Origin of the sequence: Terrabacter sp. NPDC000476 (genome assembly GCF_040300125.1) — a bacterium.
Lineage (GTDB): Bacteria > Actinomycetota > Actinomycetes > Actinomycetales > Dermatophilaceae > Terrabacter.
In genome coordinates this window covers 493,435-505,334 of the sequence record NZ_JBEPDF010000002.1, presented here as the reverse complement: position 1 = coordinate 505,334, position 11,900 = coordinate 493,435, and the positions used below count along the sequence as shown (strand labels likewise).

Below are 11,900 nucleotides of genomic sequence, written 5' to 3'. Positions count from 1 at the left end.
CCTGGGTCAGGCCAGGTGCTGTCCGACGATCAGATGCCGCGGACCTTCTCGGCCTGCGGGCCCTTGGGGCCCTGCGTGACGTCGAACTCGACCTTCTGGCCCTCCTGCAGCTCGCGGTAGCCGCTGCTGTCGATGGCCGAGTAGTGCACGAAGACGTCAGCGCCGCCACCGTCCTGCTCGATGAAGCCGAAGCCCTTTTCGCTGTTGAACCACTTGACGGTGCCTGTTGCCACTGGTGTTGCCTCTTCTGGTTAACGAGGTCTCCCGTGTGGAGACCACCTGCCGCCGACTCTCGAGGGAGGCGACGCGCGAACTCTCACCCGCCGCATCCGTCGAGCCGGGCCCGCGTGTGCGGGCTCGGGACGGCAACGCGACGACGGTACCAGCCAGAGCGCCCCGAGGCCCGTTCGATCTCGTGATTGTTCTCTGGTCGGACGGTCGCGCGACGCGGGATCCCGGGGTGGTGCCTGCCGCACGCGCCGGGCCCGCAGGCATACGATCACAGCGTGGGCGCGGGTCGAGCAGACTGGCCGAAGGCCCGCCGTCGTGAACGGTGCCCGGCACACGGGCAGGAAGGACGCGGGGAAACCTATGTCTGACAAGCAGATCGGCCGTCACCTCGGCCAGGGCCTCGGGACCGGGATGACCCGTCGCTCCCTCTTCGCCCTCGGCGGCGCGGCCGCCGTCACGGGCGCGCTCGCCGCGTGCGGCAGCAACACGGGCCGCGAGCCCGCCGCCTCGGGCGGCGCGAGCGGCGGCGGCAGCGGCGCCACGATCAACCAGTGGTACCACCAGTACGGCGAGGCCGGCACGCAGCAGGCCGTCGAGAAGTACGCCGCCGCGTACAAGGACGCGACCGTCAAGGTGAGCTGGAAGCCCGGCGACTACGACCAGTCGACGGCCGCCTCGCTCCTCACGGACGCCGGGCCCGACGTCTTCGAGTACGGCAACGGCCCGACGATCGACATGATCAAGGGCGGCCAGGTCGTCGACCTCACCGACCTCATCGGCGACACGAAGAGCGACTTCAACCCGAGCATCCTCGAGCGGATGACCTACGACGGCAAGACGTACGCCATCCCGCAGGTCGTCGACATGCAGCTGCTCGTCTACCGCAAGTCGATGCTCGACAAGGCCGGCGTCACGCCGCCGCAGACGATCGACGAGCTCATCGACGCCGCGAAGAAGCTGACCCAGGGCAACGTCAAGGGCCTCTTCCTCGGCAACGACGGCGGCGCGGGTCTGATGGGCGGCTCGATGCTGTGGTCGGCCGGGCTCGACTACCTGACGAAGGACAACCAGTTCGGCTTCGACGACCCGCGCGCCGCGACGGCGCTCGGCAAGCTGCGCGAGATGTGGGACGCCAAGGTGCTGCTCCTCGGCGCGCCCAAGGACTGGTTCGACGCGTCGGCGCTGACGGCGGGCCTGACCGCCATGCAGTTCACCGGCCTCTGGACCTTCCCCGACATCAAGAAGGGCCTCGGCGACGACTTCGGCGTCATGGCCTGGCCCGCCCTCGACGGCAGCGGCAAGCCCTCGGTTCCGGTCGGCGCCTACGGCTCGTGCGTCAGCGCCAAGAGCAAGGACGTCGAGGCCGCCAAGAAGTTCGCGAAGTGGCTCTGGATCGACCAGACCGCCGACCAGCTCGACTTCGCCACGGCCTACGGCTTCCACATCCCCTCGCGCACGAGCCTCATCAGCCAGGCGTCGACGCTCAAGGACGGCCAGGCGGCGGAGGCGGCCAAGCTCGCCACCGATGTCGGCCACGCCCAGAGCCCGATCCTCTGGACGCCCAAGTGCGCGACCGCCTTCGGCGACGCGATGAGCCGCATCGTCAAGGAGGGCGCCGACCCCGCCGGTGAGATCGCCAAGGTCAAGACGGTCGTCGACGCCGAGCTGAAGCGGGTCCTCGCCTGACAGCGCAGGCCGACCCGACGGCATACGACCCCTCCGCGCAGCGGACGGCAGCCGACCGGGCGACGCCGCCTCCACCACCGAGGCCGTCGCTCGGCCGGCGCCTGCGCGGGCGCCAGGACCGCAACCTGTGGTTCTGGGTCTTCGTCGGGCCGTTCGTCATCGGGCTCGTCGTCTTCGTCTACGTGCCGATCGCGTGGTCGATCTACCTCTCGTTCTTCGAGTCGTACAACACGGTGACGCCGACGACCTTCGTCGGCCTCGGCAACTACCTCGACATGCTCGGCGACCCGGCCTTCCGCAGCAGCCTGGTCACCTTCCTCGCCTTCGCCGTCTTCATCGTGCCGACGACCTTCGCGCTCTCCCTCGCCGCGGCGCTGCTCGTCGCGCGCACCCGGGTCATGCAGGCGTTCTTCCGCTCGGTCTTCTTCCTGCCGACGGCGTGCTCCTACGTCGTGGCGGCGCTGATCTGGAAGATGTCGATCTTCAGCGGCATCCGCTCCGGGCTCGCCAACGCCGTGCTCGGCTGGTTCGGCATCGACTCGATCCCGTGGCTCAGCCTCGCCGACCCGCCGTGGTACTGGCTCGTCATCGTCACGGCGCGTCTCTGGCTGCAGATCGGCTTCTACATGATCCTCTTCCTCGCCGGCATCCAGCGGATCAGCCCGACGCTCTACGAGGCGGCCGCCATCGACGGCGCCGAGGGGTGGAAGGTCTTCCGCCACATCACCCTGCCGCAGCTGCGGGCGACGTCGACGGCGGTGCTGCTGCTCCTGCTCATCAACGCCTTCCAGGCCTTCGACGAGTTCTACAACATCCTCGCGACGTTCGGCACCTACCCACCGTACGCCCGGCCCCCGCTCGTCTACCTCTACTACACGGCGCTCGGCTCGGGGCAGGACTTCGGGCACGGCTCGGCCGGCGCCGTCATCCTCACCCTCATCATCGCGATCGTCGCGGTGGTGCAGGGCCGGCTCCTCCGACTCGGCGACAGGGGCGACTAGATGGCCATCGTCCGCAGCCGCAAGCAGTCCCGCCTCGTCGGGCTGGCCCGCTACAGCGCCCTCGTCGTGGCGGCGCTGCTCTTCCTCATCCCGTTCTACCTCCTGCTGCGCAGCGCCTTCATGCGCGAGCAGGACCTCGGCAGCCCCGACTTCCACTGGCTGCCGCCGGTGTGGGAGACGAGCAACCTCACCGGGCTCTTCGACAACCCGGCCATCCCGATGGCCCGCAGCCTGCTCAACTCGGGGCTCATCGCCGTCACCCAGACGGTCGGGGTGCTCATCATCTCGGGCCTCGCCGGCTACGGGCTGGCGCGCATCCCGTACCGATGGTCGAACGCCGTGTTCTACACGATCACCGCGACGCTGCTCATCCCGGCGGCCGTGACGTTCGTGCCGAGCTTCGTGCTCGTCTCGTCGCTCGGCTGGATCTCGACGCTGCGGGGCCTCATCATCCCCGGGCTCTTCCAGGCGCTCGCGACGTTCCTCTTCCGGCAGTTCTTCCTCGGCTTCCCCAAGGAGATCGAAGAGGCGGCGTTCATCGACGGCCTCGGCTACTGGGGCACCTTCTGGCGGATCGTCGTGCCCAACTCGATGGGCTTCGTCGCCGCCATCGGCACGATCACCTTCATCGGGTCGTGGAACGCCTTCCTCTGGCCGCTCGTCATCGGCCGCGACCAGGAGGCGTGGACGGTGCAGATCGCGCTGTCGACCTTCCTCACGGCGCAGTCGGTGCAGGTGAGCCAGCTCTTCATGGCGGCCCTCGTCGCGATCGTGCCGCTGCTGCTGATGTTCCTCTTCCTCCAGCGCTGGATCGTCGAGGGCGTCGAGCGCACCGGCATCGCCGGCGACTGAACCCGGATCGCGGGACGCGGGGGCGGGCGGCCCGTACGATGACGACAAAGGGGACGAACCACGCATCCCCCCCAGTATCGAGGTCCACCATGCCCGCTCTCCTGCGCCGCCGCCGCGGCGTCGCCCCGTCCACCGGCGTCACGACCACCGGCGTCGCCGCCCTGCTCGCGGCCGGGCTCGTCCTGTCCGCCGCGCCCGCGCTCGCCTTCGCGCCGGCGGACGCCGACAAGAGCGAGGTGCGCGCCGTGACGTCGACGACGGCCGCGCTCTCGCCGGGCCAGTCCGGCTGGCTCTCGGTCGTGTGGACGAGCGAGAACACGGTGCGCGACTGGTCGACGACCGTCACGGCCCCTCCGGGCGTCACCGTGACCTACCCGACGACGCGGGGCGGCTCGGACACCTCGCTCTACGGCTCCAGCACCCTCGTCGGCGAGACGAAGGACTTCACGGCCTTCAAGCTCAAGGTGCCCTACACGCAGACCGGCAGCTTCAAGGTCGTGCTGACGTCGACCTACACGGTGGGCGCCGGCAACAGCGACGAGAACGGCAAGGGCAACAACCGCAAGACCTACTCGACCTCGGCCACCGTCACGGTGCCGGTGCAGGCCGCGACCGGGGCCGACTTCACGCAGCAGTCGACCTCGCTCGGCATCAAGGCCGGCAGCAACGGCTTCCAGAAGATCGCCTTCGCCGGCGGCCCGACCGACCTCGCGCGCTTCACCGTGCGCCTCGGTGACCTGCCCGCCGGGCTCGAGGTCGCCTACCCCGGCGACCGCTCCTCGACCGGCCTCAACGGCGACACGACGCTCGTCGGCGGCAGTTCCGACTACGCCGGGGTGCGCTTCATCGCGACCGACCTCAAGCCGGGCACCTACAAGATCCCCGTCACCGTCAGCTACACCGCGGCCTCGCCGCAGACCCGCACCACGAGCCTGACGCTCACCGCCTCCTGAGGACCACCGTGCGACTTCCCTCCACCACCACGTCCACCTCCGCCGTGCTCGGTGTGATCCTCGCGGCCGGCGCGCTCGGCGGGTGCGGCTCCGCCACCGGTGGCGCCGACGCCGACGCCGGTGCGGCACCGAGCAGCACGAGCACCGTGCGCGCCGACGTGCCGGCCGACGCCCGCACCCGCGAGATCGCCCAGGTCGAGTTCGAGCGGCAGTGCGCCGTCGCCACCGTGAGCTTCCCCAAGGAGGCCGACATCGACGCCGACCTCGAGAAGCGGCTCAAGGCCGCCGGCGTGGAGCACCTCGAGTGGAAGTCGTGGCACGACTCGCTCGTCGTCTCGCCGGCGCTCGTCACGCAGCTCGCCGAGGTCGGCAAGGGCGGCTGCCCCAAGGGCTGACCGGCTGAGCTCCCGGCTGAGCTCCCGGCTGGGCTCCCGGCTGGGCGCCCGAAGGGCTGACCGGCGGTCTCAGCCGGCCGGCTGGACGTCGGCCCGCCGGGCGATCGTCGCGGTCGCGCGCCGGCACGCCTCGACGGGCACGCGCGGCACGATGTCGTCGAGGAAGGCGAAGCGGCGCCGCAGCGAGCGGTGGTACGCGTCGGCGCTCGTGTCGGAGACGAGCGCGGTCCACCAGTCGGCGAGGTCGCCCCAGCCCGGGGCCGCGAGCGACCCGCCGTACTGCTGCAGGGCGAGCCCGGCGCAAAGGCTGGCGAAGGTCATCCGCTGCTCGAGCGGCCACTCCGCGAGCGTGCCGACGAGCAGCGCCGCGCCGAAGACGTCACCGGCGCCCGTCGGGTCGACGGCCGAGACGCGCAGCGACGGCACGCGGGCCTCCTCGCCGGTGCGGGCGTCGATGCCGAGCGCGCCGTCGGCGCCGTCGGTGACGATCGCGACGGGCACCCGGTCGGCGAGGGCGTAGACGGCCTCGACCGGCGAACCGGTGCCGGTGTAGGCCATCGCCTCGACGGCGTTCGGCATGAACACGTCGCAGCGGTCGAGCCGGTCGAGCACGTGCGGCGACCACTTCTCCTCGGGGTCCCAGCCGACGTCGGCGAAGACGAGGGCGCCCCGGGCGCGGGCCTCGTCGACCCACGTGCGGGTGCCGGCCCCGCCCGTGCCGCCGGGGCCGCCGGGTGCCCCGAACGCCTCGTCCTCGCCGAGGTCGACCATCACCGCGCGCGAGCGGGGCGGCGTGCCGATGAGCTCGCTCGCCGGCACCGGCGCCGGGTGGCCGTGCGAGACCATGCTGCGGTCGCGGTCGACCGACATCGACACCGTGACGGGGCTGTGCCAGTCGGGGAAGCGCCGGCTGCGGCGCAGGTCGATGCCCTCCTGCTGCTCGAGGGTGCGCCAGCAGAAGTCGCCGTAGTCGTCGTCGCTGAAGGCGGCCGCGAGCCCGGTGCGCAGCCCGAGGCGGCGGGTCGCGACCGCGAGGTTGGCGATGCCGCCGGGGCACGAGGCGAGCCCGTCGGCCCACACCTCGGTGCCCGGTCGCGGAGCGTTCGGCAGGCCCGCGAAGATCATGTCGAGGAAGACGGTGCCCCACACGAACACGTCGAGGCCCGGCTCGTCGTCGGTGCGGTGCGACGCGAGCGGGTCGAACGACAGGTTGCCGGGCACACCCCCATGCTCTCGCACCCGCCCGCGCGACTCCCGCCATTTGCCACCGAGCCCGTATGCCGGGTGCGCCGCCGTGGTCGCGGTACGGTCCGAGGGTGGTGGCGTCATGAAGCTCGTGGTCCTCGGCGGTGGTGGCTTCCGCGTGCCGCTCGTGCACGGCGCGCTCCTGCGTGACACGGCCGAGCGCCGGGTCACCGAGGTCGTGCTGCACGACACCGACCCGACGCGGCTCGCCGTCGTGCAGCAGGTCCTCGCGGCCCAGGCGGAGGCCGGGGCGGCGTCCCGTCCCGCGCACCTCCCACCGCCGACCGTCACCGCGACCACCGACCTCGACGCCGCGCTGCCCGGTGCCGACTTCGTCTTCTCCGCGATGCGGGTCGGGGGGCTCGAGGGTCGCACCGCCGACGAGCGGATCGCCCTCGACCTCGGCCTGCTCGGCCAGGAGACGACCGGTCCCGGCGGCGTCGGCTACGGCCTGCGCACCGTGCCGGTCGCCCTCGACGTCGCCCGCCGCGTGCAGCGCCTCGCCCCCGACGCGTGGGTCATCAACTTCACCAACCCGGCCGGCCTCGTGACGCAGGCCATGCAGACGGTGCTCGGCGACCGTGTCGTCGGCATCTGCGACTCGCCCCTCGGGCTCGCCACGCGGGCGGCCGGCGCGCTCGGCCACCCGCTCGACGACCTCGAGATCGACTACGCCGGACTCAACCACCTCGGCTGGCTCACCGCGCTGCGCCACGACGGGCGCGACCTGCTGCCGGGCCTGCTCGCCGACGACGCGGCCCTCGGCGGCATCGAGGAGGGCCAGCTCTTCGGCACCGACTGGCTGCGCTCGCTCGGGGCGCTGCCGAACGAGTACCTCTTCTACTACTACTGCACGCGCGAGGCCATCGCGCAGATCAGCGGCGCCCACGAGACCCGCGGCGAGTTCCTCGCCGGGCAGCAGGCCGACTTCTACGCCGCCGTGGCGGCCGACCCCGGCGCCGCGTGGCAGCGGTGGGACGCCGTGCGGCGCGAGCGCAACGCGACCTACATGCAGGAGACCCGCGAGGGCGACGACGGGACGCACGAGCGCGCGGAGGCCGACGTCGAGGGCGGCGGCTACGAGGGGGTCGCCCTCGCGCTCATGGCCGCCATCGCGCGCGACGAGCCGGCCCGGCTCATCCTCAACGTCCGCAACGGTGGCACCGTCGCCTGCCTGCCCCCCGACGCCGTCGTCGAGGTGCCCTGCCGCGTCGACGCGTCCGGGCCGGCTCCGCTGCCGGTCAGCCCGCTGCCCGGCCACGCCCTCGGGCTCGTGCAGCAGGTCAAGGCCGTCGACGAGCTCGTCATCGCGGCGGTCACGCAGGGCTCCGCCGCGCTCGCCGTGCAGGCCTTCGCGCTGCACCCGCTCGTCGACTCGGTGGGCGTCGCGCGCGAGCTGCTGGCGGCATACCGGCGCCGGCTGCCCGAGCACTACGCCGCCCTGCGCTGAGGGGTGGCACGATCGGGGCATGCGCCTCGACCTCAACGCCGACGTCGGCGAGTCCTTCGGCCCGTGGACCGTCGGCGACGACGCGGCGGTGCTCGGCGTCGTCACGAGCGCGAACGTCGCGTGCGGCTTCCACGCCGGTGACCCCGTCGCCCTGCGCACGACGTGCACGTATGCCGCCGAGCGCGGTGTCGTCGTCGGCGCGCAGGTGGGCTACCGCGACCTCGCCGGCTTCGGTCGCCGGTTCATCGACATGCACCCGGACGAGCTGACGGCCGACGTCATCTACCAGCTGGGGGCGCTCTCGGCGATGGCCCTCGTGTCGGGCACGCGCGTCGCCTACGTCAAGCCCCACGGCGCGCTCTACAACGCGATCGTCCACCACGAGGCGCAGGCGCAGGCGGTCGTCGACGCGATCGTCGCCGTCGACCCGTCGCTGCCGGTGCTCGGCCTGCCGGGCAGCGTCGTGCTCGAGCGGGCGACGGCGGCCGGGCTGCGCGCGGTGCCCGAGGCGTTCGCCGACCGGGCCTACACGCCCGAGGGCCGGCTCGTGCCGCGTTCCGAGCCGGGCGCCGTGCTCCACGACGTCGAGGCGGTGGCCGCCCGCGTCGTGCGGCTCGCGCGCGACGGCGTCGTCACGGCCGTCGACGGCTCGACGGTCGCGGTGCGGGCCGAGTCGGTCTGCATCCACGGCGACACCCCGGGGGCGGTCGCGATGGCGCACGCCGTGCGCGCCGCGCTCGAGGACTCGGGCGTCGAGCTGCGCTCCTTCGCGGGCTGACCCGTGCGAGCCCGCGTGCTGCCGGTGGGCGCCGCCGCGCTGCTCGTCGAGGTGGCCGAGACGCACGCGGCCGTGCGGCTGCGGGCGGCCCTGGCCGAGCACCTGGTGCCGGGCGCGGGCCCGTGGGGGCTCGTCGACCACCTCGTCGTCGGGGCCCGCACCGTGCTCGTCGTGCTGCGCGGGCCCGGTCGCGCGGACGAGGTCGGCCGGGCGTGCCTCTCGGTCGCGGAGGCGCTGCCCGATCCTGCGGACGAGGGCGATGGGGGCGACGCGCCGCCGCCGGGTGCGCGGGTCGTCGAGGTGCCGGTGCGCTACGACGGCCCCGACCTCGACGACGTCGCCCGGCTGACCGGGCTGACCCGCGAGGAGGTCGTGCGGGCCCACACCGGTGCGACGTGGCGGGTCGGCTTCGGCGGCTTCGCGCCCGGCTTCGCCTACCTCGTCGGCGGCGACGAGCGGCTCCGGGTGCCGCGGCGCGCCGACCCGCGCCCCCGCGTGCCGGCCGGGTCGGTCGCCCTCGCAGGCGAGTTCGCGGGCATCTACCCGCACGACTCTCCGGGTGGGTGGCAGCTGCTCGGCTCGACCTCGCTCGCGGTCTGGGACGAGCGCCGAGACCCGCCCGCCCTCCTCGCGCCGGGCGACGTCGTCCGCTTCGTCGAGGAGACGCACCCGAGGGCGCCCGTCGAGGCGGCAGGTGCCCGGGCGACGGGCAGCCGCGTCTCCTCGACGGGGCGGACGGCGGACCGGGCGATGCCGCGGGGTGTGGAGGTGCTCGCGACCGGGCCGCTGACGCTGGTGCAGGACCTCGGGCGCCCGGGTCTCGCCGACGCGGGCGTCGGGCGGTCGGGCGCGGCCGACCCGGCGGCATACCTGCTCGGCCTGCGACTGCTGGGGCACCGCTCGGGGCCGGGCGACGCGCACCCGGCGTCGCTCGAGGTGACGCTCGGGGGCCTGTCGGTGCGCGCGCGGGGCCACCTGCTCGTCGCCCTGACGGGGGCGCCGTGCCCGGCCACCGTCGACGGCCGGCCGGTGCCGCACGCCGCCCCCGTGGTGCTCGCCGACGGGCAGGTGCTGACCCTCGGCGCACCCCGCGCGGGCCTGCGCACCTGGCTCGCGGTGCGTGGCGGCATCGCCGTCGACCCGGTGCTCGGGTCGCGCTCGACCGACACCCTCGCGCGTCTCGGGCCACCCGTGCCGGCGGTGGGCGACGTGCTGCCGGTCGGGCCCCCGCCGCGTGCCCTGCCCCACGTCGACGTCGCCCCGCACCGCGCGCTCACCGACGACGACGTCGTGCTCGACCTCCTGCCCGGCCCCCGGGCGGGGTGGTGCGACCTCGACGACCTCGTGGCCGAGGCCCGCGCCGTCTCGTCGCGCAGCAACCGCGTCGGGATCCGCTTGGAGGGCAAGCAGATCCGCTGGACGAGTAGGTATGCCGACCGCGAGCTGCCGAGCGAGGGCCTCGTCCCCGGGGCGGTCCAGGTGCCGCCCGGCGGGGAGCCCGTGCTGTTCCTCGCCGACCACCCGGTGACCGGCGGCTACCCGGTCGTCGCCGTGGTCACGCCGGCGTCGCTCCCCGTCGCGGCCCAGCTGCGCCCCGGCCAGCGGGTGCGGCTGCGTCTCGTCCGCTGACGCGGGGCGGGCCCGGCGGCCGCGGGAGCGGTAGATTCGGGACGACCCGCGGGGCCAGCGCGACAGGAGAGACATGTTCGCCAGGATCGTCGTCGGATACATCCCGACCGCAGAAGGAGTCGCGGCGCTCGACACCGCGGTAGAGCTCGCCCGGCAGGACGGCGCGCACCTCACGGTCGTCAACACCGGCCGGGACGGCAACTACGCCGACCCGACGTTCGCGACGGCGGAGGACATCGACACGATCGACCTCCAGCTGGCCAACGCCGACGTCGCCCACGACGTGCGCCAGCCGACGAGCGGGCGCCCGGCCGCCGACGAGATCCTCGCGGCGGCCACCGAGGTCGACGCCGACCTCGTCGTCATCGGGGTGCGCCGCCGCTCGCCCGTCGGCAAGCTCGTCACCGGCAGCACGGCCCAGCAGATCCTGCTCGACGCCCCCTGCGCCGTGCTCGCCGTCAAAGCCCGCCCCTGACCCGCAACACACCGAGCAAGTCGCAACTCACCGGGATCGGATCGCGGTGTGTTGGGCTTTTCTCGGTGTGTTGCCGTCAGGGGGTGGTGACGCGGACCTCGCCGGCGTCGTGGTGGTGGTGCGGCGGGAACGTCGCGACCGTGCCGGAGCCCAGCTGCTCGTGCACGCTCGGCTGCCGGGGCACGACCATCGCGACCTCCGCGCCGCCCCACCGCGAGGTGCCGAGCTGCACCCGACCGCCGCGACGGCCGGCGGCGTCGCGCACGAGCGAGATGCCGAGCCCGGTCTGCGACAGCTCGTCGCGCACGAGTCCCGCGCCGAGACCGTCGGACCCCGAGTGCGTGCCGGCCCCGCCCGGGGCGCCGGCCGCGAGCACCTCGGGCGCGAAGCCCGGGCCGGAGTCGGCCACGCCGATGGCGATCGTCTCGTCGCCGGTCAGGCGCACGAACAGCTCGACCGTGTCGCCCTCGCGGGTGTAGCGCACGGCGTTCTCCACGAGCGTGTCGAGGCAGGCCCGCAGCCGCTCGGGCGAGCCCCACAGCGAGCCGCCCCAGGCGTCGACCCGCCAGTCGCGGTCGACGACCGTCGACCAGCGCTCCGCGGTGCTGCGCACGAGGGCGTCGACGTCGACCCGCGACATGTCGAGGTCGGCCGTGACGCGCATGCTGCGCACGAGGCGCTCGCACACGCGGGTCAGCCGGGCCAGCTCCTCCTCGACGACGCGCACGTCGGCCGCCACCTCCGCGTCGAGCGGCCTGGCGGCGATGGCCTCGAGGTAGCCGCGCGCGATCGTCAGGGGCGAGCGCATCTCGTGCGAGGTGCGCTGGGTCAGCACCTCGCGCGTGCGGGCGGCCTCGCGCTCACGGTCGGCGAGCGCGGTGAACGCCGCGAGCGCGCTCTGCCGGCGACGCACGTGCCACACCATGAGCAGCATGAGCGTCAGCATGAGCGGCACCTCGGTCGTCTCCTGCCACTCGAGCACGCCGTCGAGCACGCGGTGCACGAGGATCGAGCCGGTGACGAGGGTGAACCCGCCGAGCGTCCACCACGTGGCGACCGGGCTCCACGGGGCGAGGCCGAAGCAGAGCGCGAAGGTGGCCCACGCCACGTGGTAGGGCACCGTCTCGCTGCCGGGCAGGGCGATCATCGCGGCCGAGCACACGCTGGCCACGCCCACCGAGACCCACAGCATCCGGTTGCGCATC

General features: G+C 73.6%; 12 protein-coding genes. 9 read left to right on the top strand and 3 right to left on the bottom strand.

The window, feature by feature from the left end:
- Positions 1-29: 29 nt before the first annotated feature.
- On the bottom strand, positions 30-233 hold the full coding sequence (locus ABT295_RS14800) for a cold-shock protein (protein WP_352395170.1): 204 nt from the start codon (positions 231-233) through the stop codon (positions 30-32).
- 358 nt (positions 234-591) lie between these two features.
- Between ABT295_RS14800 and ABT295_RS14795 the strand changes: the two genes are divergently transcribed.
- The 5 genes from ABT295_RS14795 (at position 592) to ABT295_RS14775 (ending at position 5,118) form a co-directional block, all read left to right on the top strand.
- Complete coding sequence (locus ABT295_RS14795) at positions 592-1,917, top strand: ABC transporter substrate-binding protein (protein WP_352395169.1); 1,326 nt, start codon at positions 592-594, stop codon at positions 1,915-1,917.
- Positions 1,918-2,099: 182 nt separating this feature from the next.
- Positions 2,100-2,918 carry a carbohydrate ABC transporter permease gene (locus ABT295_RS14790; protein ID WP_352395168.1) on the top strand — a complete coding sequence of 273 codons (819 nt, stop codon included), beginning with the start codon at positions 2,100-2,102 and terminating at the stop codon, positions 2,916-2,918.
- Positions 2,919-3,770, top strand: a complete 852-nt coding sequence (locus ABT295_RS14785; RefSeq protein WP_352395167.1) for a carbohydrate ABC transporter permease — start codon at positions 2,919-2,921, stop codon at positions 3,768-3,770.
- An 89-nt stretch (positions 3,771-3,859) separates the two neighbouring features.
- Positions 3,860-4,723 (top strand): hypothetical protein, encoded by an 864-nt coding sequence (locus ABT295_RS14780; RefSeq protein ID WP_352395166.1) that lies wholly within the window; start codon positions 3,860-3,862, stop codon positions 4,721-4,723.
- Positions 4,724-4,731: 8 nt separating this feature from the next.
- The gene (locus tag ABT295_RS14775) at positions 4,732-5,118 is read left to right on the top strand and encodes a hypothetical protein (protein ID WP_352395165.1); all 387 of its coding nucleotides are present in this window, start codon (positions 4,732-4,734) and stop codon (positions 5,116-5,118) included.
- 69 nt (positions 5,119-5,187) lie between these two features.
- Here ABT295_RS14775 and ABT295_RS14770 read toward each other — a convergent pair whose 3' ends face one another.
- Positions 5,188-6,339, bottom strand: coding sequence for a carbohydrate kinase family protein (locus ABT295_RS14770; protein WP_352395164.1), 1,152 nt, complete (start codon positions 6,337-6,339; stop codon positions 5,188-5,190).
- 106 nt (positions 6,340-6,445) lie between these two features.
- Between ABT295_RS14770 and ABT295_RS14765 the strand changes: the two genes are divergently transcribed.
- The 4 genes from ABT295_RS14765 (at position 6,446) to ABT295_RS14750 (ending at position 10,695) form a co-directional block, all read left to right on the top strand.
- Complete coding sequence (locus ABT295_RS14765) at positions 6,446-7,813, top strand: 6-phospho-beta-glucosidase (RefSeq protein WP_352395163.1); 1,368 nt, start codon at positions 6,446-6,448, stop codon at positions 7,811-7,813.
- Positions 7,814-7,832: 19 nt separating this feature from the next.
- A complete protein-coding gene (locus ABT295_RS14760; protein WP_352395162.1) occupies positions 7,833-8,591 on the top strand; it encodes a LamB/YcsF family protein in 759 nt (252 codons plus the stop codon).
- A 3-nt stretch (positions 8,592-8,594) separates the two neighbouring features.
- Entirely contained in the window at positions 8,595-10,220 is a 1,626-nt protein-coding gene (locus ABT295_RS14755) for a 5-oxoprolinase subunit B/C family protein (RefSeq protein ID WP_352395161.1), read from the top strand.
- Positions 10,221-10,293: 73 nt separating this feature from the next.
- Positions 10,294-10,695: a universal stress protein gene (locus ABT295_RS14750; protein ID WP_352395160.1), complete on the top strand. Its 402-nt coding sequence runs from the start codon at positions 10,294-10,296 to the stop codon at positions 10,693-10,695.
- A gap of 76 nt (positions 10,696-10,771) precedes the next feature.
- Here ABT295_RS14750 and ABT295_RS14745 read toward each other — a convergent pair whose 3' ends face one another.
- Positions 10,772-11,899: a sensor histidine kinase gene (locus tag ABT295_RS14745; protein ID WP_352395159.1), complete on the bottom strand. Its 1,128-nt coding sequence runs from the start codon at positions 11,897-11,899 to the stop codon at positions 10,772-10,774.
- Position 11,900: the final 1 nt, after the last annotated feature.

Excerpts from the sequence above, each read along its gene's own strand:
- ABT295_RS14795 (WP_352395169.1), top strand. The coding sequence starts at position 592 with ATGTCTGACAAGCAGATCGGCCGTCACCTCGGCCAGGGCCTCGGGACC.
- ABT295_RS14785 (WP_352395167.1), top strand. The coding sequence starts at position 2,919 with ATGGCCATCGTCCGCAGCCGCAAGCAGTCCCGCCTCGTCGGGCTGGCC.
- ABT295_RS14780 (WP_352395166.1), top strand. The coding sequence starts at position 3,860 with ATGCCCGCTCTCCTGCGCCGCCGCCGCGGCGTCGCCCCGTCCACCGGC.
- ABT295_RS14765 (WP_352395163.1), top strand. The coding sequence starts at position 6,446 with ATGAAGCTCGTGGTCCTCGGCGGTGGTGGCTTCCGCGTGCCGCTCGTG.
- ABT295_RS14760 (WP_352395162.1), top strand. The coding sequence starts at position 7,833 with ATGCGCCTCGACCTCAACGCCGACGTCGGCGAGTCCTTCGGCCCGTGG.
- ABT295_RS14750 (WP_352395160.1), top strand. The coding sequence starts at position 10,294 with ATGTTCGCCAGGATCGTCGTCGGATACATCCCGACCGCAGAAGGAGTC.
- ABT295_RS14745 (WP_352395159.1), bottom strand. The coding sequence starts at position 11,899 with ATGCGCAACCGGATGCTGTGGGTCTCGGTGGGCGTGGCCAGCGTGTGC.